The sequence below is a fragment of the Paenibacillus elgii NBRC 100335 genome (genome assembly GCF_004000865.1).
GTDB classification, from domain to species: domain Bacteria; phylum Bacillota; class Bacilli; order Paenibacillales; family NBRC-103111; genus Paenibacillus_G; species Paenibacillus_G elgii.
In genome coordinates this window covers 1-19,953 of sequence record NZ_BIMB01000085.1, presented here as the reverse complement: position 1 = coordinate 19,953, position 19,953 = coordinate 1, and the positions used below count along the sequence as shown (strand labels likewise).

The following is a 19,953-nucleotide window of genomic DNA, read 5'->3' as shown; positions in this document are numbered from 1 at the left end:
AAGGGCCCGGCAGCGGCGAAGACGCGCGCGCTGGAGGCGGTGCGCACCGGCGAGGGCGCTACGGCGACCGGCCGTGCCGCAGGGCGCAAAAGCACCAAAGCCGTGGGCAAGGCGGCCAAAGGCGGCGGCGTGGGCATCGGCTTCGCCAAGAAGAAGCGCAAAAAGACCGTCAAGCGCTAGTTCCCCTTGATTTCCGGGGATGGAGTTGGTACAATGGACTCCATCCCTCTGTTTGGAAATCGGTATGGGAAGGAGCGGCTACGGGGGCATGAGCAAAAAAAGCGATGGAAAAGTGCTGGCGCAGAACAAAAAAGCGTCTCACGATTATTTTATCGAGGATACTTACGAATGCGGCCTGGTGCTGACTGGGACGGAGATCAAATCGCTGCGGCTCGGACGAGCCAATATCGGCGATGCGTTCGCGACGATCCGCAACGGCGAAGCATTCGTGCATAATATGCACATCAGCCCATTCGAGCAAGGCAACCGGTTTAACCCCAGCGACCCGACGCGGGCCCGCAAGCTTCTTCTCAAGAAAGTCGAGATTAACAAACTGCTGGGCTTAGCGAAGCAGGAAGGCTATACGCTGGTGCCGCTCAAGGTATATGTGCGCAACGGCTACGCGAAGCTGCTGCTCGGCTTGGGCAAAGGGAAAAAGCAATACGACAAACGCGATACGGCGGCGAAGCGCGATGCTCAGCGGGATATTCAGCGGGCGCTGCGCGAGAAGCAGAAGGTCGCACGGTAACGTTTTGGCGGAAATCCACCAGTATGTTTAGGTTTTGGTATCGCATCCAACAACTCGCCCCTTCATTTTGCTCAAGGATATGTTATAATAAAAGAGCACTTGGGGAAGTGCACAGCTTTTCAAGTAAAAGTCAGTGGAAGTTGTTCGTAGCGCAGCAAGATTAGATTTACAGGTAGATAAGTTTTATTTCATAACCTTTTATATTAGGGTCTCTCATCTTGGGAGGCCCACCTATGCGGGGACGTTCTTGGATTCGACGGGGATAGTTCGAGCATGGGTTGCGGGTAGTGGGGACGCGTCCGCTTTATCAACGCTAAAGCCAATTAAATGGCAAACAACAACAATCCTACGCTTTCGCAGCTTAATAACCTGTGAGCGTGCTCCTACTCTGTATCGCCCATGTGCCGGGATAGGGGCTCAACTTTAGTGGGATACGCTGTCTAGTCTCCGCCTGCGGCTAGCTGAAGAAGACAATCAGGCTGACCCAACGCGTAGCCGGTTACGGGGCGACGCTCGGGTGACATCAAAACTGTGACTACACCCGTAGAAGCCTGTGTGGCGTTATCTTCGGACAGGGGTTCGACTCCCCTCGTCTCCATCAAAGTACAAAAGAGCACCGACCATTTGGTCGGTGCTTTTGTTTGTCTAGAGAAGCGTAGAGGGAGGAATCCGTGCTAAGAATGTCATCGGGAATAGGCCGATCCTTTCGGGAGATCAGTATTTGATTTTAAGACTCTCTCCGTTAATATATACGCCTTCTGAACGGGTAATCGGCAGCTTTTGTTCTGCGCTAAAGCCGATTGTTTCTCCGTCCCTTAAAGTTACGTCATATTCCACAACATAACCGGAAATGTCGATCAGAAAATCCCGCAGCTCGGCCGGAGAGGTCTGACTGTCGAGCACTTCGATTTCATCTTTGCCAAAGGATTTCAGCCCGTGGGTATAGCCGTTCATTCCTGCTTCGGTTCCCACCAGACCAACATGAACCAGATTCAACAATGGAAAAGCGTCATCCGATTTCATCATTTCGGCCATTTCCAGAAAAAACTCCGGTTGAAAAACAGTACCGGATGAGTAGAGCCCGATCGCATTAGGAAGCTTCAAGCAGCTAGCCGCCAGCTTAGTGTAAAGCCTGCCGCTGTCCAGCGGGGAGCCGGAACGGGTAAATACAGCTACTATGATTTGGGCCACATGGGTTTTAGTAATCTCCGCGGCTTCCCGCCAGAGGTAGTTGCCCTGTGCGTAATGCTCCGCCTCTCCGTTCGGTATAGGAGCATCGATAAAGCTTAGGGCTACAGTGAAGCCGTCCGCTTCGAAGACAAGGATTCCTTCTTTTTCTTCCTCGGGGTGACTCTCTCCCTCTGCCGATGAAGAGGAGATGTTCCAATCCTTCAGAAGGTTCTCCTTCACCTGATCAAGATCGCACTCCGAAGAATTCAGCAGAACGAACCCGTTAAAAATGCCGGAACCGGATGAATCGTTCCGAGATTCCGCGTCACCTTCTTGTGCTTGTGCAGCCTCAATAGCGGCCGCCTGCTTCATCCAGTATTCGCGGATCATTTCTACCATAGCCATGGCTTCCTGCTTCGCAGTAGCCGGGTCATAGGGCTGCATCTCACTGAATATATGGCCGCAATGCTCCGTATCGGATGGATCTTCATAGCCGCCGCAGACGGCAAGGAGCCATTTGCCGAGCAATGTTTTTTTGTACTTGAATATGTAGTAATGCATGTCATGCAAATCAAATTCTCCCGCGATTTCAATTTTGCTGGGTTTGCGGCCGAGCTCGCGTTCATCCGATAGCCAGTCAATCATGGACTGCATGGCCGCTTGTTGTTGGGCTGTCATTGTATCCTCTCCTAGTAGAAGTATGCGCTCTGTCCATTGTATATACTACTAAACGGTGAATGCAAATTGGGTTAGTAGATTGCTTCCTATCATTATTTCGATTTCACACTTTCAACCTATATTTCCATGACATTCCTAGATGTTTCAAGTATAATTCGAATTGGGACCATTTACCTATGCTGTAGAAATTTTTTAAAGGGATGTGACTAGATAATAGATGCCGATCAGTTTTGTACGAAGTTGTTCTAATGAGAGCGAGCACGAGGAGATCCATCACAACCACCTATAAAGGATGATAGCGACATGTACAGAGTGCTAAAAATGTTTAGACTGACGATCTTACAATTTTCAATGTTACTTATGGCGATGCTTTTTATCTCAAATTTTGTGTATGCTTCATCTGACAGTAATTCCAATCAATCGTCTAAGTTCATCAATGTTACAGCCGACTATGGAAGATCATTTGCAGTTAAAGCAGATGGGACCGTATGGGGATGGGGGCTGGGTTTGAATGATAAGGGTGAAATGGTGGGTTATCCCAATCTCATTAAGACCCCTGTAAAAATCCCATATCTGAATAAAATAACGAAAGTTGTAGGTCACAGTTTCCAACTGGCTCTAGGATCAGATGGTACTGTATGGTCCTGGGGTTATAATGCTGAAGGACAACTAGGTGACGGAACTAATATTTATAAATCTACACCTACACAAGTAGTTGGTTTACATGATGTGATTTCCATATCAGCAGGGAGCGTACATTCGCTTGCTTTGAAATCCGATGGAACAGTATGGACTTGGGGCAAAAATTCAAACGGTGAATTAGGTGATGGAACTACTGTTAATAGATTTACCCCGGTTCAAGTAAAGGAATTATCAGATGTTACTGCAATCGCAGGGGGATATGAAAAATCAAAAGCAGTCAGGTCAGACGGAACGGTTTGGGAGTGGGGAGAATTAGTTGACGGTTCTACTTACCAAACCACTCCAAAACAAATTTTAGGGATAGAAAATGTAATAGCCATTGAGAATGGGTCAAATGCAGCAGGCATTAAGAATGGGTCATATTTAAGTACACTGGCACTAAAATCTGATGGTACAGTGTGGAGTTGGGATGATTATCGTCCAAATCCTTCCCAAATTTCGAATCTGAACAATATTGTATCTATATCAAATGGGATTGCCTTAAAAGCTGATGGAACTGTTTTGTCGGTTAGACATGACATAATGAATGATCAGCTCGTTATCACACCAATAGCGATAAACGATGTCGTTTTTATTTCAGGAAGAACATATGATTTTCCGCAGCATGGCTTAGCAATTAAAAAAGATGGAACAGTGTGGGCATGGGGAAGCAACTACTGGGGGCAATTAGGTGATGGGACACTTGAAGATAAAACCAATCCGGTCCGAGTAAGCTTCCCGAATGATGATCAACTCGTCTCTCACTTTGTCACGGGTTCTGTATATGGTATAGAAGGCATGCCCGTAGAGTATGCTACGGTAACGGCCAGCACATACAACGAATCATGGACAGTAACAACGGACACCTATGGAAAGTATGCCCTCTCGGTTCCAACGGGAATCTACAGCATGAAGGTTTTTGCAAATGGATACATGGAAAGTACGAAATCAAACCTAAATGTAACCTCAAACGTATACGAAACGGCCGATTTTAACTTGTCAGGTTATGGCGGATTTATTAAGTTGGCGTTGAAAGATAGCAACGGCGAGCCTTTGTCTAATCCTTTTGTATCGATTAAGAAAACGGACAATAGCTTTAGTTATTCCGGGTTAGTTTATGGGAAAGCCGAATGGGTGCATCCTTTAAGTGTCGGAAATTATGACGTTACCATTGGCGACGTTACTCGTCGTAATATTGGTATAGAGCTTAACAAGTTATATGTCTTTGATCCGTCAACCCCTCTTCCGACAACGAGTGTAATTCAAGGCAGGGTAAGTGGTGTTGAGGGCCTCCCCGTAGAGCATGCTACGGTAACAGCAAGCACATCCAACCAATCCTGGACGGTAACAACGGATGTCTATGGAAAGTATGCCCTCTCGGTTCCAACGGGAATCTACTCCTTGAAGGTTTTCGCAAATGGATACATGGAAAGCTCGAAATCAAACGTAACTGTAACCTCAAGTACATACGAAGCGGTTGATTTTAACTTGTCAGGCTATGGCGGATTTATCAAATTAGTATTCAAAGATAGCAGCGGCAAGCCTTTGCAAAATCCATTCGTATCGATTAAAAAGACGGATAGTAATTTCAGTTATTCGGGGACCGTGTTCAGTAAAACCGAATGGGTATATCCTTTAAGCGCCGGAACTTATGATGTTACCATTGGCGATGTTACTCGTCGTAACATCAAGATCGAGCTAAATAAGTTGTATGTTTTTGACCCATCCATATTTGGTGTAATTCAAGGCAAGGTACAAGGCATTGAAGGCCGTCCCGTGGAGTATGCGACGGTGACAGCGAGTACGTACAACCAATCGTGGACAGTAACAACGGATGTCTATGGAAGATACTCCCTCTCGGTTCCATCGGGAATCTACACCTTAAGGTCTTCCGCAAATGGTTACATGGAAAGTTGGAAATCCAATGTAAATGTAACCTCAAACGTATACGAAACGGCTGATTTTAACTTGGTAGGCAGTGGCGGGTTTATTAAGCTGGTGTTCAAAGATAGCAGTGGCAAGCCTATGCCAAACGCATTCGTATCAATCAAGAAAACAGATAATAGCTTTGGGTACTCAACAGAAGTTTACGGTAAAACCGAATGGGTATATCCTTTAAGTGTCGGAGATTATGATGTTACCATTGGTAATATTACCCGTCGTAATATCAAGATCGAACTGAATAAGTTATCTGTTTTTGACCCATCGATATTTGGTGTAATTCAAGGCAAGGTACAAGGCATTGAGGGCCTGCCAGTGGAGTATGCGACGGTAACAGCTAGCACATACAGCCAATCATGGACAGTAACAACGGATGTCTATGGAAAGTATTCCCTCCAAGTTCCATCGGGAATCTATACCTTGAAGGCGTCCGCAAATGGTTACGTGGAAAACTGGAAATCCAATGTAAATGTAACCTCAAACGTCTATGAAACGGCCGATTTTAACTTGGTAGGTAGTGGCGGGTTTATTAAGTTGGTGTTGAAAGATACCACCGGCAAACCTTTATCATACCCATTTGTATCGATTATGAGAAGTGATAATAGCCTCATTTATACGGGGGTAGCTTATGGTAAAACCGAATGGGTGTACCCTCTAAGTGCCGGAACTTATGATGTTACAATTGGCAGTGTTACTCGTCATCATATCAATATCGAACTGAATAAATTATCCGTTTTTGATCCATCAATGTCTGCCCCAACGACAAGTATAATTCAAGGCAAGGTACATGGTATTGAAGGCCTCCCTATGGATTATGCTACGGTAACAGCGAGTACATATGACCAATCATGGACTGTAGCAACGGATGTCTATGGAAAATATGCACTCGCGGTTCCAGCGGGAACCTACACCTTAAAGGCTTTCTCAGTTGGATACGTAGAAAGTTCAAAATCCAATGTAAATGTAACCTCAAACGTCTATGAAACGGTCGATTTTAACTTGGTAGGCAGTGGCGGGTTTATTAAGCTGGTGTTCAAGGATACGAATGGCAAGCCATTAGTAAACCCTTTCGTGTCGATTAAAAAGTCGGATAATAACTTAATTTATTCCGGGGGAGTTTATGGGAGGAATGAATGGGTATATCCTTTAAGCGTCGGAAGCTATGACGTTACCATTGGCGATGTTACTCGCCGTAATATCAATATCGAATCAAATAAGCTATACGTTTTCGATCCTTCAATCCCTGTTCCAACAACAAGCGTAATTCAAGGCAAGATCAGTGGAGTTGAGGGACACCCAGTGGAGTATGCTACCGTAACAGCTAGCACTTACAACCAATCATGGACAGTAACAACGGATGTCTATGGAAAGTATACCCTCACGGTTCCTTCAGGCATTTATACCTTGAATGTTTATGCGAATGGATACATGAAAAGTTCGAAATCCAATGTAAATGTAACCTCAAATGTATACGAAACGGTCGATTTTAGCTTGGTAGGCTATGGCGGATTTGCTAAATTGGTGTTCAAAGATAGTAACGGCAAGCCTTTGACAAATCCATTCGTATCGATTAAAAAAACAGATAATAGCTTCAGTTACTCAGGGATAGTTTATGGAAAGAATGAATGGGTGTATCCTTTAAGCGTAGGAAATTATGATGTTACGATTGGCGATGTTACTCGTCGTAATATCAAAATCGAGCTGAATAAGCTATCCGTCTTTGATCCTTCAATCCCCGTTCCAACAACAAAAGTAATTCAAGGCAAGATACGTGGTGTTGAGGGCCTTCCCGTGGAGCATGCGACGGTAACAGCTAGCACTTACAACCAATCGTGGACAGTAACGACGGACGTCTATGGAAATTATGCACTTTCGGTTCCTTCAGGATTATACAATTTGATGGTTTTCGCAAATGGATATGTGGAAAGTTCGAAATCCAATGTAAATGTAACCTCAAGTGTATACGAAACGGCTGATTTTAACTTGGTAGGCTATGGCGGATTTATTAAGTTGGTACTCAAGGATAGTAACAACAAGCCTCTGACAAATCCTTTCGTATCGATTAAAAAAACGGACAATAGCTTTAGTTATTCAGGAGTTGTTTATGGGAAAACCGAATGGTTGTATCCTTTAAGCGAAGGGAATTATGACGTGACGATAGGCGATGTTACTCGTCGTAATATCAAGATCGAGCTTAATAAGTTATCCATTTTTAATCCTGCCGATTAGTCTGGCCTGATTCTAGGCCGAAACAAGCATGGGACGAATTGTGGTTTTGCCAAGCCACGATTCGTCTCCATATAAATCATTTGAAAAATACAGGAGGTTAAACTCATGTCATCCACCATTTATAAATTGATACCTGAGGATGTACATTTTATGCCCGAAAAAGCAAACGTGGAGCAAGTTAGGTCCTATCTTGCCTCCATATTCCCTGTCGATAAGATATCCATCGAGCAATTAGAAGATATTCAATTCGTCGATCAGGGGGAAAACTTCGTTCAAATCACGTGTCCAAGCTGCGACACGGTGATTGAATTAAAATGGTGGCACCAAGCGATGGATAACGCATGGCAAAGCGCATTCAAGGATTTGGATGTGCAGTTGCTTTGCTGTTCGGTGCATAGCACGCTTCATGGCCTTCATTATGATTTCCCGGCAGGATTCTCGCGTCTTATTTTTGAAATCGAGAACCCCGAGGAAGAAGTGACAGCAGAGCAGGTGAGAATGGTTGAACAGTTACTGGGATGCGAGATTCGTATGGTGAATGCTCGCTATTAAAAAAGCAAGAACCGCCGCAAAGTCGCAGTACAAGCCGAAAATTTGCAGCCAAGGCATGTTTCGTTTTCTCTCTCCCGGCCTGCGGGGGGCTATGCAGCACTGCCGCAGCCTTGGTGATCCCCGACAAATTAGTGATTGACTAATCACTAACAAAATGATACATTGTCGTTATGTTAGTGATTGATTAATAACTATTACTGGGGTGAGACCATTGATAAAAGCAATTGTGGTAGGAGCAACTGGCGGTACCGGCGCTTCGGTTACGGAGGAACTGGTTAGAAGAGGGATTCGAACGGTGGCTTTCGGGCGATCCCGTGGGAAGCTTGAGCAGCTTAAGGCTAACTTGGGTAACCCGCATCATTTAACGATTGCCGTAGGCGACGCTTTCCGTCCGAATGACATCGTCACGGCTTCGGAAGGCGCGGACGTCTTGTTTCATTGCGCAAACGTGCCGTATCACGAGATGGTGAGCAAGCTGATTCCTCTGGGCGAATCCGTGATGGAGGCCGCCAACCGGCTTAGTCTAAAGGTAGTCGTGATAGACGGCATCTATCCCTATGGAAGAAGACAGATGGACCGGGCGACCGAGGATCATCCGAAGCAGCCGCATACGAGGAAAGGCAAGATTAGACTCGCTTACGAGCAAATGCTGTTCGAAGCTCGATGGAGCCAGGCCAAGGTGATGATCGTCCGCTTGCCGGACTATTACGGTCCCACGGCGAACGGGGCCTCCTATCTGGGCTCTACGCTTGAAGCTATCGCGGCGGGCAAAATGGCTTTTTTCATCGGCAATATGCGTGTTCCACGGGAGTATGTCTACTTGCCGGACGCTGCGTTCATGATTGCGGAGCTCGCTGCCAGGAACGAGGCTTACGGGGAGAACTGGCATATTCCAGGCGCAGGCTTGATCTCGGGCAGAGAAATCGTGCGAATTGCCCGGCAAGCAAGCGGGAGCAGCAAGCCGGTCATTCCGCTCGGAAGAGGCGGGCTATCCTTGCTCGGCATGGCCGTGCCAGTCATGAAGGAGGTCGTGGAGATGCTCTATTTGACCGAAGAGCCGCTTGTGCTGAGCGGGGACAAATACAAGCGGTTGATCGGACCGGTGCGGGCGACGTCCTTTGAAGAAGGAATCACGAATACGATGCACGCATTGAAAAAGAAAAAATAACTTTCATTTTATCCATAGATGATTGATTAATCACTATCTGTATTGAGGGCTCGGAAACAACTCCATTTCATTCTTGATTAAATGGTCCGAAAAAGGGTAAGATGGTCTTGCAAGGAGGAATACAACCGATGGGAAGAAATAAGGAATTCGATACGACCGTCGTGCTTCGCAAGGCCATGGAGGTGTTCGGACATTACGGATATGAAGGCACTTCGCTGCAAATTTTGCTTGATGGCTTAGGTATTGCCCGGCAAAGCTTGTATGACACCTACGGTACGAAGAAAGACCTTTTCATCTCCGCAGTCAAGCATTATACGAACGAGAAAAGTGCAGCCTTGCTCGCAAGACTTGATCGCCCCGGTTCGGTTAAGGCTGCCATTGCAGATATTTTTCGCGAGATCGCGGCGGCGTTGAAAGACGAGGCCCGGCGTAAGGAATGCTTCATCATGCACAGTGCGATCGACCAAGTTCCTCATGTTCCCGAAATCGCGACGTTCTTCGAGCAAGATGCTTCCCGATTGGAAGAGGCATTCTATCAGGCATTGGTGCGTGCTTACGAGCAAGGTGAATTAAGCGGTCGTCATGGCGATCTGAGGGCGCTTGCCCGCTATTTGAACCATTCTAGGTATTCGCTGACGCAAGCCGCTAAATTAACTTCGGATCCGCAAGTGTTGGACGATATTGTAAAAGTGACGCTTTCTGCGTTGGATTCCTGAAAGGAGCGGTCCTAGGCTGCATGGCCGGACGTTTCATTCTTTTTGAGAATACTAGACCTTTTGATCTGGAAATGGGGATGCTGCACACAGCGAACGATATACTGTATTGGGTGCATAATAGCGCCACGGCTGAGTTGACCGGCTTGCTTCTTTTGGATTACACGGTCAGCAGAAAACCGCTAGGATGAGCAAAGATTACTTGCGGGGGAGCAGAAACGGGGCCAGTCCCGTGGCAATCACCCGGTGCCCCCGATCGTTCGGATGGATGGGCAACGATCCGCTTAACGCGTCTTCCACCTTCCCGTTTCGAAAACCATGCACAAGCTCGGCCTGCTTACCTTCAAACCACGTATGAGTGGGAACTACTGTGACATTGCAGCTATGGGCGAGCTCGGTGATCATCCGATTCAATTGTCCTATCGCCTCAACCGCAAGGGGGCTGTTCGGAAACGGATTGTATTGCGTGCAGCAAACGATCCGGGCCCGGCTCCCTTTTTTGATTCGAGTAAAGATGGCGCTGACATTGCGTCTATAGCCAGCTATTAGGTGTTTTACGGCAAGCGGCTGCTTGGTTGCAATCGAAGCCAGCGCCGCGTTGGCTAAATCCACTCCGCCAATCCAGACCGAAACGACCGAGGAATGGGCGATGACAGAGTCCCCCCGCCAGATCACGGCGTCCAATAGATCATCGCTGGTCCAACCGGACCGCGCCAGAACAAACCCCCGAACCTTGCACGAGCCCGAGTTTAAAGCGGACACGGTCAATTGAGGATAGGCCTTTGCCAGAGAAGAGGCATTTTCGCCAAATGTAATGGAATCTCCGAGAGCTGTATAGATCATCAAGGTATCACCAACTCCAACTTTTGATCATAAAATATCATATTGCGGCTTCGTACATGTTGTGTGGACGCTTACGGCCTTAGTAGAGAAGAGGGTTAAGGCGGAGATCGGAAGAAGTCTGGGAGGCTTGATTTTTCGCGCAAAATGAAAAAGGAGCTTTGCCGCTGCAAACACGGTGGTAAGCTCCTTATTACATGCGTTCTTCTTCAGCAAGCGTATTCGTCAAAGTCCGTCTCGAATTGCATGATGTGGGACACATCCTGTGCGACTTCCCTTCCTGCTAGCCGGTCAACCATATGCAGCGACATGTGCATGCCGTTGGCAACGCCTGCCGAAGTGACGATCCGGTCTTCGTCCACATATTTGACGTCATCGATGACATCAATCGCCGGATATTGTGTACGCATCCAATCGATGCTGTCAATATGAGTCGTCGCCTTTTTCCCATCCAGAAGACCTGTTTGAGCCAGCAGCAGCGACCCCGTACATACAGAAGTAATCCATGGCGTATCGCCCGAGCGGGCGCGAACCCAGTTGACAAGAGCTTCATTCAAGAGAGCCTTCCTCACTCCCGGTCCCCCGGGGATCACGAGCAGATCGTAGGCAGGGGCGGTAGCCAGACTGTAATCAGGAGTCACTTTCAAGTTATTCTCTGCTATAACCAGATTCCCGGATTCCGATATTGTGGTGACGTTGAACAGTGAGCGTTCGGTCGGTTGATAGCGGTCGTGCACGGCAAGGCCGAACACTTCGTACGGACCGGTAAAATCGAGAATTTCCACCTGATCAAACAACAAAATACCGACATTCCAAGATTTCATACGATTGCCTCCTCGGTTTTGTTTTCAAGTCTCGCCTCCAACGGTCTGCCCTCGCCAAGCTGCGCTTATGGGTACATTATACAAGCAGGACCCTGGACATAAAATGACTACAAGGTGCTATTTTTGGCGACAATCGGATGTATGGCTACCATAGCAATCCATAAGAAACCGCTTGGCATGCTTCATGCTATAATAGGGGCAAAGGACGGACATTACAAGATCTTTGGAGGAATAGATATGCCCGAAAACAATGCAGCGAGCAGCAGTGCAACGAATGCAGATGAGCTTGAGCTGTCAACCACGCGCATTTTCGATGCGCCGCGAGAGCTTGTTTTTAAGGCTTGGATTCTGCCTGAGCATTTATCCCAGTGGTGGGGACCGAAGGGTTTTACGAATACGTTTCAGCAGTTTGACCTGAGACCGGGCGGCACGTGGGAATTTATCATGCATGGACCGGATGGCACCGATTATCGGAATAAGTGCGTTTTTGTGGAGATCGTCGAGCCGGAACGGATTGTTTTGCAGCATGTATCAGGCCCTAGATTTCAAATGACGGCTACTTTCGAGGACCTGGCCGGCAAAACGAGGCTTACTTTCCGTCAGCGCTTCGAGACGGCTGTCGAATTCGAAAAGGTGAAGACGTATGCCATCGAGGGAAACGAACAAAATATGGATCGCCTCGGGGCACTTCTGGCGAATATATCTGCATAGGCGAGGCGGTCCTTCCCGTCTCCGTAACAAGCAAAAGCACTAGCCAATCGGCCGGTGCTTTTTTGCATGACGGCTCTCGGCTACTTCGCTGACGCCGCATTGCCAATAGGAGGGAGAGGAGCTATAATAGACCAAATCATGAATCGAACATGCGGGGAAATAGGCGAACCAGACCGCGAAAATCAATTCGATGCAGAGGGGATGAGGGATTCGGATGAACAAGGTTCGGTTAGTCAGACCTTCTATGGAATACCGGGAGCTGTATATGTCGTTCTATGCGGACTGGATAAACAGCGGAGAACCGATGGTCCCCTGGGTTGTCGGTCAAGCGCCCGACGATTTTGAAGCGATGCTGGAGTTCCTGTATGCCGAAGACAGCGAGGAGAAAGTAAGCAATCCTCATTGGGTGCCTCATTCGACCTATTGGCTGCTTAACGAAGCGAACCTTGTCGTAGGTGCGGTTAACATTCGTCATCGCTTAAACGAAAAGCTTCTGAACAGCGGCGGTCATATCGGTTACGGCATACGCCCCGGCTCTAGGCGCAAGGGGTATGCGAGCGTTTTGCTGGGCGAGGCGCTACAAATCACCAAAGCGATGGGATTGGACCAAGTGCTGCTGGTCTGTGACAAGGACAACCTTGGCTCGGAGAAGACGATTTTGAAGCATGGCGGCAGGTTTGAATCGGAATTTACGGAAGACGACGGCAATATCGTCAAGAGGTTTTGGATTCGATTGGGAGGCTAGGCTATCATGACGGAAGTTGAAAAAGAAGTTGTAAGCTGCATCCAAAGCAACGACACGGACGGGGTTATGGCCGCTTTGGAAAAGCATGGATTACCGGAAGGAAGCACGCTTCCCGTCCATATTTTAAACCAAGCGTTGGAGTACAAACGGATGGCTCTGGCCCGGCTTTTGCTGGACAAGTATGGTTTCGACAATTTGAACGATGAGAAGAACCCTGTGATGCCTTACGCTGCCCGATATGGAACGCGCGATGTATTTGAAAAATTGTTGCAAGCAGGCGCTGATCTAAATGCTCTTACCCCTGTGAAGAGTTCCGCTGTGGGAAGGGCCCTTGCCTTCGGCAATCACAAGGGAGTGCGTGCTTTACTCGAATTGGGCTTCGATATGAAAACCTACGCAGGCGGGAACGCTCTTCGCGACGCCGCAGGGTCTGGAAAATTAGAATTCGTGAAGCTATTCGTGGAGCATGGAGCCGATGTCAACTTTAACGGCCGCAGCCAAGTGTTTCCGTATTGTACGACCCCGGTCCAAATGGCTGCTGCGATCAACCATTTTGAAATCGTAAAGTACTTAATTGAACATGGGGCCGACGTCACGATTAAGGACAAAAACGGCGACCGGGCTTATTCTTACGCCAAACAGAATAACCATACGGAGCTAATGGAGTACATCAAGCAATTCGAACCTCCGATCTGGCACGAAATGGATAATCGGGTGAAGGAGCTTAAGCGTCTGGGTTTGCCGGCTGAAATTATTAAATGGCTTGGGATCGAGAATCGAAGGATCGATTTTAAGGATTCGAAAATGACCGAATACATTGAATTCGAAACGATATTCGACGTTAGAGTGTTGGAGTGGAGAGGCAGAACCTTTATCGATCTGGTCAAAGACATTGAAAATTACGGCAATACGGGCTTTATTGTGTGGGTAAAAGACAAAAAGTGTCTGGGCAGCCTCGATGTCGAGCATGACGAGTTGATTTTGCTTCCGGGTCTGAAGTGGAAAGCTTTTCTGGCCAAGGCAGCCGGCATTATTGATGATATTTTGGATGGAAACTTATCGGGAGAACCGTTCGAGGAATAAAACAAAAAGCACTGGCCGTGGGGCTCAGTGCTTTTTACGTTATGGAGCAGCGGCTTGTCAGGTTCTTACAGCTCTTTTGGGCTTGATTCCGGCAAGCACTTTTGCAGGCAGCTTGCGGACATAGGCGCGGGAGGTCTTCACGGCTTTGATCTGCTTTACTTTGCCTGCGCCGCTCGCCCGAGCCACTTTCGTTCCGAATGCCTGCATCGCCCAGTGGATGGGGAAGGCTATGGAAAGACGGCCGTCCGACGTTCCGGCAAAATTGATGGCCGCGGCGTAATTGTCCGAGCGTCGGAGCCATACCGATCCGGAATCGCCGGCCAGCGAGATGGGGGTAGTTCCTCTGATCACCGTTTGATTTTTGAAGTTAAGAACCCCCAGATTACCGCCGTAGTCGATTTGGATATCGGTGTCGATCGACTCCACCCTTCCGTTCACCAAGCCTGTCGTGCGACCCACTTTCTTTAATCGCTCTCCCACCCGATAAGACGTCACATAGCCAGGAATAGCTCCGACCGTCGGATAATTGGGATTAAGCAGATGCTTGTTGGTAGGGACGGAGAGCGCCGCGTCTATAAAGTTATTTTTCTTTTTCTCCAGCTTTACATAGCTGTACAGACGGCCGATGCGGTCCGTGCCGGAACGGCCCCCGTCGGCGCCGCCGGGCTGGATCGTTTCCGTAGCGAAGTTCGTATTGTTCGGATTCAGCACATGGTTATTGCTTAGCAAATAACGGCTTGCGGCCTTGGAATTGTTCGTCACAATCAGGCCTACACTGCCCGAATCTACCGGAGTACCGACGCTGTAACCGGGAGGTACGGGACGAATCCGGCGAGTGTAGTTCGCGTGCGCTCGCATTTTTCCCGTTTTAACGATGCGGATTGGGACGGCGGTTCCTTTGCCTTTCGCTTTGGCGGCAAACATGGCGGGAATCAGACCCAGGCTTGCGGAAGAAACCTTATCCGTATAGATGATGACCGCTGCGCCCTTTTTCGGATTCGCAGGATCTCTGTAGCCTATTCCGACCCCGTGAACACCGGATTTTTTCAATATATGTGGGGCCATCTTTCTTTTCATTCGCAGTGCAGCCATAAACGTAGCCACAATATTCCTCCCCTTTTTGCAGGATAGGATATTGTATGGTTTTGCTGCCGATTGTTACGGGCGTTTATGGAGAGAGGAATCGCCCTATCGATGAGGATAGCTAGTCCGACTCCTGAAATTCAAGTAATTCACTGATTTTGGTGATATTTAGGGCAGTTGCAATTCGTTCTATCTGCTCAAGATTAATTTCTTTTCTTTCGTTTCTACAGAGTTCAGAAATAGCAGCTTGTCTGACATTTGATAGTTTCGACAGCTCCAATTGTGTCATGTTTCTTTGTTTTAATATTTCCTTTAATTTTATTTTGAGTTTTCTCATTATTTACGATCTCCTATTTTCATAAGCCGAAGGTATTGGTATTTTACGTACAAGCGTATAGTATTTAATTACGCTCAAACGTATATTTAACTAAGCTTACCAACGAGGAGAGGGAGTTATGCATACCAATCGGTCGGATAAAATCGAGCTGTTAATACCCGAAGAAGAAGCATTACAGGAAAAAATAAATACTTGTGAAATATGTGTTTCCGCCGTTCTGGATGCTATTGTCACAAGACAAGGAGAAATACATATTCTTACGGCAGAAGGAATCCTCTCTTCGATCCATACAATCAGTACGGACTTTCAGACGGAACTGCTTTATTTGAAGCTTGAGAAAATTATCGTTGCCTCTTCAGAAAGGGCGTCCCACCAGATTTAAAGTAAATAAAGCCTGATAACGTCGCTGTTATTAGGCAATTTTCCATGTTTATTATAACTTAATTCCGTATCGTATGATCATATTTCCATCTTGTCCTTGAACGTATCCCCAGGTTATGAACTTTTTTATTTTGGGGACACTATTTTGTGGAATAAGGTGTGCCAGAAATTGCTTTACATTTGGAAGGAGTTACAACATACTAAGGACAGGTGCGGGAAGTATTTCTTTTTTCACCTACTTAGAGGGAGAACCTCGGATAGACTGCCAACAAGGGGCGTGACCTGATGCTAAGTGAGAACCTGCTCGCCAAGCTGAACGAACAAATGAACTACGAATTTTATTCCTCCCAAGTGTATCTGGCAATGGCCGGATACTGCTCGTCGGAAAGCTTCGACGGGTTTGCGAACTTTTTTATCGTACAGGCCGAGGAAGAAAAATTTCATGCCATGAAAATTTTTCACTTCATTAACACGCTGGGCAAACGCGCCCATGTCAGTGGAATGGAGGACCCGCAGAACCAGTATACCTCGCTGCTGGATGCTTTTGAACATGCGTTTGCTCACGAACAAACCGTAACGAAACGCATCTATGAGTTGTCGGATATCGCTTGGAACGAGCGCGAGCACGCGACAATCAACTTCTTGAAGTGGTTCATCGACGAACAGGTCGAAGAGGAAGCCACGTTCGACAGCATCATTCAGAAGCTTCGCCGCATCGATAACGACAGCAATGCGTTCTATATGCTCGATGCCCAATTGGCGCAGCGTAGCTTCACGCCGCCAACGGAATAGCATAGATAATCGGAAACTGCTCCTCCAAGCTATCAAGCTATGGGGAGCAGTTTTTTTGTGCGGATTCGCAAGCAAGTCAAAACTGAAATCGGGCATGTCCCTTAAGCGTAAAATTTTCGAAGCCTTCCAGCCGGAGCAGCTCTTGCTTCACTTGCAGACCGCCCCGGAACCCCGTGAGCGCGGAGCTTTTGCCGATCACGCGATGGCACGGGACGACGATGGGGATTGGGTTGGCTCCGTTCGCCGTGCCTACGGCCCGGACGGCTGCAGGACTGCCCACTTCCCCAGCGATGTCCGAGTAGCTGCGAGTTTCGCCGTAGGGAATGCGGGTTAGCGCCTGCCAGACGGCGGTTTGGAATTTCGTACCGCGCATGTCGAGGGGAAGGTCGAACGTTTGGCGGGTCCCCTCCAAATATTCCTTCAACTGCCCAACGTATTCGGATAATGGTTCTTGATCGTTCGTCAGTACGGCGCCCGGAATATGTTTAACCACCCATGTAGTTAAGGTGTCGAATGATTCGTTAGGCCAAGTAATCCGGCACAAGCCCTGCTTCGTAGCGGCCAGATAGAGCGGCCTGTCCCCAAACTTGGGATGACGGATGGCCGTCCAATACACCTCGGTCGTTGTTTTTCCCATAAGTATGCCTCCTTCTTGACCGGCTTAACGGGCGCCGGCGGTTTCCCGGTATTCCATCGGCGTACAGCCAACCGTCTTGTGAAATACGGATGTAAAGTGGGACGGGCTGCGGAACCCGACTTCTGCCGCGATATCCGTTATCGGCTGCTCGCTTGAGGCAAGAAGCCGCTTTGCTTCTTCCATACGGATCTGAAGCAGTTGCTTCGAGGGAGTTGTTCCGGTCACCCGCTTAAACACGCGCTGCAAGTGGAAGGGGCTCATTTTGAGCTCCGCTCCTATATCGCCAAGCGTCAAAGGCTCGGAGTAGCGCCGCTTGATCAATTCATTCACGGCATAAGCAATTTGCGCATCCGGTCCATGCTCGCCCGGCTGTTCCGGACGGCACCTTTTGCATGCCCGGAATCCCGCTTGCAGCGCTTCCTCAATACTGCCATATATTTTAACGTTTTCCGGCTTCGGAATGCGGGAGCGGCACGAAGGCCGGCAAAAGATCCCCGTCGATGTGATTCCGATATAATACCGCCCGTCGTAGCGGGTGTCGCGCTGCAAAATCGTCTCGTACACCGACTGAAATAGTGTGTCGTCCATATTGGGGCCTCCCCTCTGCCACTCATTATAAACCGAAGTCGCGGGTCTGATAATAGAGCAAGAATAGGACAGCAATAATTCGATAGTGCAAGCTAGAGACGCGGCGGGAACGTAAAACGGCCGTCCGGAGGCGATGGATCGCTCCGGGCGGCCGGCGGCTGAAGCTGGAGCAAGCGTCAAAGCTTGCACGAATTGATGCCGAGCAACCGGTTCATGAGACATTTTCGGGTAAGCGCCGTGTAAAGCAGGGGAATCCCGATCAAGCCGATATACTTGATTCCCCCTTCCAACAAGAATAAAAGCGAGAGCAGCGCCAGTCCTGCGACAATCCGAAATACCAAGTCAAAGCCGCCTACATTTTTCATCGTGATCCCTCCGCTACAAGAATAGTTTGCATCTCTTATTGTAGCGGTCGGTTCTCATTCGTTATGTGACTAGTCACATAACGGCTTTTCACTTGCTCGAGCGCGACCCGCTGAATATCTTGAATTCGTCCCCGGCCTAAGACAAGCCACCCTTCCTTTTCGAATTCCTTCAGCTTCCGGCTGATGACCTCCCTTGCGGTGCCTAGCTCGACGGCGATTTCATCATGCGTGATACGCAGCATAGTTGAGGCTCCGGACGTCTTGTGCAGGAGAAAGTCGGCAATGCGGTATTCCATCGGCTTGAAGGCAACGTCGTCGATCAGGGTGGTGACGATGGACATCCGCTGCGTGAACATTCGGTAAATGTATTGGCGGAGCGGCTTATATTTCTCCACCCACTGCTTGTACACGTCAATCGGGAGGATGAACAGCTCCGAGGGAGTCTCGACCGATGCGGACGCCTCATATTCCATTTCGCCCATAATGCTGGCCATCATCAAGACGCAGCATTCGCCTCCCCGAACACGGTATAGCGTAATTTCTCTCCCCGTCTCGCTAACTTTGTAGACGCGAATACTGCCGTCCAGCGTAAATATTGCGTGCTCCAGCAGCCCCCCTTGTCGAATGGCCAGACTCATGGGAACACGAATAACGGCGATGTCCGGATGCTGCCAATCTTCCGGCTCGACGGATTCAAAGCAGCGGAATCGCTCAATAATCCGGCGAATATGCTCGGGTAACACGACGATGTCTCTCCTCTCTGGGGCAATGCGGTTACTTTTAGCATAGCGGATAGATCGGGTAGAAGTAAACGAAGCAACGCTTGGAGCTTATAAAAAGCCTTCACCCCCGAGCGCTGTAACGCTGCCAATGAAGGCATTTTTGACTTTTTTCAGCTGTTGGCCGGGTGGGACTGACTAAATCACTTTGTCAATTTTCCATTTCTGATGGTCGCTGTTGTTATAAGTCGAGTTTCTTTTTAATTCTCTTTTTTCCTAAAATGTATGAATAAAAGGCAAGTTTACTGGATAGGAATGTACATAGAGTACGTTCTGTACATTTTGAAGGGTGATTGTTATAATGGAGGTGAGGAGGGATGCTCATGCAAACGTTACTTAATGCTACGGAGGTACGAGCAAATTTTGGCGGTTTCATTGATTCCGTTGTGCGAGAAAAACCTCAAGCCGTAAAGCGCAATCGAGATGTAATCTTGGCCTTCTCTAAGCAACAGATGAAGGAACTGTTATCCGCTTATGAATTGACTTTTGAATACGAACAAGATGAAGATGGTGTATATGCCGGTTCTATCGAACAAATTGAAGATATCGTTGCCGATGCTGAAACACTCGAAGGACTACGATTCGAGCTGGCGAGACAATTAGTCGAGTATGCGATTGATTATGAAGCTAACTATTCCCGCTATTACAACAGTCCAAACCGCCATAAACATGCACCATATGTTTTACGTGTAATATTAGAAGACGATATTGAATCTGTAGCAAGAATGTTCCATGCCTAGCTGGAGCGATCTGGAGAGTTTTCTAAAGCGGGACGGTTGGGTATTGATTCGACAAAATGGCAGGGATAAAATTTATCGTTAAGGCTGAGAAGACTCCCTCTTCGACAAGGGGGAGATGAATCAGCATCTCTTGTGTACGAATGCGAACATATGTGCCATAATTGTAAT

At 48.0% G+C, this 19,953-nt stretch carries 21 protein-coding genes and 1 other RNA gene; 13 read left to right on the top strand and 9 right to left on the bottom strand.

What is annotated here, in order from left to right; translation table 11 throughout:
- The 3 genes from PEL01S_RS34740 to ssrA all read left to right on the top strand — a co-directional run.
- The coding region (locus PEL01S_RS34740; RefSeq protein WP_164824360.1) for a hypothetical protein at positions 1–180 on the top strand (180 nt) is incomplete at its 5' end.
- Positions 181–268: 88 nt separating this feature from the next.
- A complete protein-coding gene (gene smpB, locus PEL01S_RS33105; RefSeq protein ID WP_108530363.1) occupies positions 269–748 on the top strand; it encodes an SsrA-binding protein SmpB in 480 nt (159 codons plus the stop codon).
- Positions 749–985: 237 nt separating this feature from the next.
- Positions 986–1,349, top strand: a transfer-messenger RNA (tmRNA) gene (ssrA, locus tag PEL01S_RS33100).
- A 113-nt stretch (positions 1,350–1,462) separates the two neighbouring features.
- Here the strand turns inward: ssrA and PEL01S_RS33095 are convergent.
- On the bottom strand, positions 1,463–2,596 hold the full coding sequence (locus PEL01S_RS33095) for a DUF4261 domain-containing protein (RefSeq protein WP_127463213.1): 1,134 nt from the start codon (positions 2,594–2,596) through the stop codon (positions 1,463–1,465).
- Between the two features lie 303 nt (positions 2,597–2,899).
- On the opposite strand from PEL01S_RS33095, the gene PEL01S_RS33090 reads away from it, so the two are divergent.
- The 4 genes from PEL01S_RS33090 to PEL01S_RS33075 all read left to right on the top strand — a co-directional run bounded on the left by PEL01S_RS33090 (position 2,900) and on the right by PEL01S_RS33075 (position 9,883).
- Entirely contained in the window at positions 2,900–7,447 is a 4,548-nt protein-coding gene (locus PEL01S_RS33090) for a carboxypeptidase regulatory-like domain-containing protein (RefSeq protein ID WP_127463212.1), read from the top strand.
- Positions 7,448–7,552: 105 nt separating this feature from the next.
- On the top strand, positions 7,553–7,999 hold the full coding sequence (locus PEL01S_RS33085; protein ID WP_127463211.1) for a hypothetical protein: 447 nt from the start codon (positions 7,553–7,555) through the stop codon (positions 7,997–7,999).
- Between the two features lie 211 nt (positions 8,000–8,210).
- Entirely contained in the window at positions 8,211–9,167 is a 957-nt protein-coding gene (locus PEL01S_RS33080) for an NAD-dependent epimerase/dehydratase family protein (protein ID WP_174807048.1), read from the top strand.
- Between the two features lie 128 nt (positions 9,168–9,295).
- Complete coding sequence (locus PEL01S_RS33075) at positions 9,296–9,883, top strand: TetR/AcrR family transcriptional regulator (protein WP_127463209.1); 588 nt, start codon at positions 9,296–9,298, stop codon at positions 9,881–9,883.
- A 195-nt stretch (positions 9,884–10,078) separates the two neighbouring features.
- Here PEL01S_RS33075 and PEL01S_RS33070 read toward each other — a convergent pair whose 3' ends face one another.
- Positions 10,079–10,723, bottom strand: a complete 645-nt coding sequence (locus PEL01S_RS33070) for an SGNH/GDSL hydrolase family protein (RefSeq protein ID WP_127463208.1) — start codon at positions 10,721–10,723, stop codon at positions 10,079–10,081.
- A gap of 206 nt (positions 10,724–10,929) precedes the next feature.
- Positions 10,930–11,544 carry a DJ-1/PfpI family protein gene (locus PEL01S_RS33065; protein WP_127463207.1) on the bottom strand — a complete coding sequence of 205 codons (615 nt, stop codon included), beginning with the start codon at positions 11,542–11,544 and terminating at the stop codon, positions 10,930–10,932.
- 237 nt (positions 11,545–11,781) lie between these two features.
- Here PEL01S_RS33065 and PEL01S_RS33060 point away from each other — a divergent pair, with 237 nt between their 5' ends.
- The 3 genes from PEL01S_RS33060 to PEL01S_RS33050 all read left to right on the top strand — a co-directional run bounded on the left by PEL01S_RS33060 (position 11,782) and on the right by PEL01S_RS33050 (position 14,083).
- Complete coding sequence (locus PEL01S_RS33060) at positions 11,782–12,255, top strand: SRPBCC family protein (protein WP_127463206.1); 474 nt, start codon at positions 11,782–11,784, stop codon at positions 12,253–12,255.
- Positions 12,256–12,469: 214 nt separating this feature from the next.
- Positions 12,470–13,000, top strand: coding sequence for a GNAT family N-acetyltransferase (locus PEL01S_RS33055; protein ID WP_127463205.1), 531 nt, complete (start codon positions 12,470–12,472; stop codon positions 12,998–13,000).
- Between the two features lie 6 nt (positions 13,001–13,006).
- Complete coding sequence (locus PEL01S_RS33050) at positions 13,007–14,083, top strand: ankyrin repeat domain-containing protein (RefSeq protein WP_127463204.1); 1,077 nt, start codon at positions 13,007–13,009, stop codon at positions 14,081–14,083.
- Positions 14,084–14,140: 57 nt separating this feature from the next.
- Here the strand turns inward: PEL01S_RS33050 and PEL01S_RS33045 are convergent, their stop codons facing one another.
- Positions 14,141–15,190 (bottom strand): chymotrypsin family serine protease, encoded by a 1,050-nt coding sequence (locus tag PEL01S_RS33045; protein ID WP_127463203.1) that lies wholly within the window; start codon positions 15,188–15,190, stop codon positions 14,141–14,143.
- A 97-nt stretch (positions 15,191–15,287) separates the two neighbouring features.
- Positions 15,288–15,503 (bottom strand): helix-turn-helix domain-containing protein, encoded by a 216-nt coding sequence (locus tag PEL01S_RS33040; protein WP_108530226.1) that lies wholly within the window; start codon positions 15,501–15,503, stop codon positions 15,288–15,290.
- A gap of 118 nt (positions 15,504–15,621) precedes the next feature.
- Here PEL01S_RS33040 and PEL01S_RS33035 point away from each other — a divergent pair, with 118 nt between their 5' ends.
- Positions 15,622–15,885 (top strand): hypothetical protein, encoded by a 264-nt coding sequence (locus PEL01S_RS33035; protein WP_127463202.1) that lies wholly within the window; start codon positions 15,622–15,624, stop codon positions 15,883–15,885.
- Between the two features lie 284 nt (positions 15,886–16,169).
- Positions 16,170–16,676: a ferritin gene (locus tag PEL01S_RS33030; protein WP_010493152.1), complete on the top strand. Its 507-nt coding sequence runs from the start codon at positions 16,170–16,172 to the stop codon at positions 16,674–16,676.
- Between the two features lie 76 nt (positions 16,677–16,752).
- On the opposite strand, the gene PEL01S_RS33025 is transcribed toward PEL01S_RS33030, so the two are convergent.
- The 4 genes from PEL01S_RS33025 to PEL01S_RS33010 all read right to left on the bottom strand — a co-directional run bounded on the left by PEL01S_RS33025 (position 16,753) and on the right by PEL01S_RS33010 (position 19,009).
- Complete coding sequence (locus PEL01S_RS33025) at positions 16,753–17,313, bottom strand: methylated-DNA--[protein]-cysteine S-methyltransferase (RefSeq protein WP_063179099.1); 561 nt, start codon at positions 17,311–17,313, stop codon at positions 16,753–16,755.
- A gap of 24 nt (positions 17,314–17,337) precedes the next feature.
- Positions 17,338–17,901: a bifunctional transcriptional activator/DNA repair enzyme AdaA gene (locus PEL01S_RS33020; protein ID WP_127463201.1), complete on the bottom strand. Its 564-nt coding sequence runs from the start codon at positions 17,899–17,901 to the stop codon at positions 17,338–17,340.
- Between the two features lie 176 nt (positions 17,902–18,077).
- Positions 18,078–18,266: a YgaP family membrane protein gene (locus tag PEL01S_RS33015; RefSeq protein WP_127463200.1), complete on the bottom strand. Its 189-nt coding sequence runs from the start codon at positions 18,264–18,266 to the stop codon at positions 18,078–18,080.
- A 35-nt stretch (positions 18,267–18,301) separates the two neighbouring features.
- A complete protein-coding gene (locus PEL01S_RS33010) occupies positions 18,302–19,009 on the bottom strand; it encodes a Crp/Fnr family transcriptional regulator (RefSeq protein WP_127463199.1) in 708 nt (235 codons plus the stop codon).
- A gap of 359 nt (positions 19,010–19,368) precedes the next feature.
- Between PEL01S_RS33010 and PEL01S_RS33005 the strand changes: the two genes are divergently transcribed.
- A complete protein-coding gene (locus tag PEL01S_RS33005) occupies positions 19,369–19,785 on the top strand; it encodes a RelB antitoxin-like protein (protein WP_036683800.1) in 417 nt (138 codons plus the stop codon).
- Positions 19,786–19,953: the final 168 nt, after the last annotated feature.

What these genes read in the sequence shown, in the direction of transcription:
- PEL01S_RS33020 (WP_127463201.1), bottom strand. Translation starts at nt 17,901, where the DNA reads ATGGACGACACACTATTTCAGTCGGTGTACGAGACGATTTTGCAGCGC.
- PEL01S_RS33085 (WP_127463211.1), top strand. Translation starts at nt 7,553, where the DNA reads ATGTCATCCACCATTTATAAATTGATACCTGAGGATGTACATTTTATG.
- PEL01S_RS33055 (WP_127463205.1), top strand. Translation starts at nt 12,470, where the DNA reads ATGAACAAGGTTCGGTTAGTCAGACCTTCTATGGAATACCGGGAGCTG.
- smpB (WP_108530363.1), top strand. Translation starts at nt 269, where the DNA reads ATGAGCAAAAAAAGCGATGGAAAAGTGCTGGCGCAGAACAAAAAAGCG.
- PEL01S_RS33040 (WP_108530226.1), bottom strand. Translation starts at nt 15,503, where the DNA reads ATGAGAAAACTCAAAATAAAATTAAAGGAAATATTAAAACAAAGAAAC.
- PEL01S_RS33050 (WP_127463204.1), top strand. Translation starts at nt 13,007, where the DNA reads ATGACGGAAGTTGAAAAAGAAGTTGTAAGCTGCATCCAAAGCAACGAC.
- PEL01S_RS33005 (WP_036683800.1), top strand. Translation starts at nt 19,369, where the DNA reads ATGCAAACGTTACTTAATGCTACGGAGGTACGAGCAAATTTTGGCGGT.
- PEL01S_RS33090 (WP_127463212.1), top strand. Translation starts at nt 2,900, where the DNA reads ATGTACAGAGTGCTAAAAATGTTTAGACTGACGATCTTACAATTTTCA.
- PEL01S_RS33025 (WP_063179099.1), bottom strand. Translation starts at nt 17,313, where the DNA reads ATGGGAAAAACAACGACCGAGGTGTATTGGACGGCCATCCGTCATCCC.
- PEL01S_RS33065 (WP_127463207.1), bottom strand. Translation starts at nt 11,544, where the DNA reads ATGAAATCTTGGAATGTCGGTATTTTGTTGTTTGATCAGGTGGAAATT.
- PEL01S_RS33015 (WP_127463200.1), bottom strand. Translation starts at nt 18,266, where the DNA reads ATGAAAAATGTAGGCGGCTTTGACTTGGTATTTCGGATTGTCGCAGGA.
- PEL01S_RS33035 (WP_127463202.1), top strand. Translation starts at nt 15,622, where the DNA reads ATGCATACCAATCGGTCGGATAAAATCGAGCTGTTAATACCCGAAGAA.
- PEL01S_RS33030 (WP_010493152.1), top strand. Translation starts at nt 16,170, where the DNA reads ATGCTAAGTGAGAACCTGCTCGCCAAGCTGAACGAACAAATGAACTAC.
- PEL01S_RS33095 (WP_127463213.1), bottom strand. Translation starts at nt 2,596, where the DNA reads ATGACAGCCCAACAACAAGCGGCCATGCAGTCCATGATTGACTGGCTA.
- PEL01S_RS33075 (WP_127463209.1), top strand. Translation starts at nt 9,296, where the DNA reads ATGGGAAGAAATAAGGAATTCGATACGACCGTCGTGCTTCGCAAGGCC.
- PEL01S_RS33070 (WP_127463208.1), bottom strand. Translation starts at nt 10,723, where the DNA reads ATGATCTATACAGCTCTCGGAGATTCCATTACATTTGGCGAAAATGCC.
- PEL01S_RS33060 (WP_127463206.1), top strand. Translation starts at nt 11,782, where the DNA reads ATGCCCGAAAACAATGCAGCGAGCAGCAGTGCAACGAATGCAGATGAG.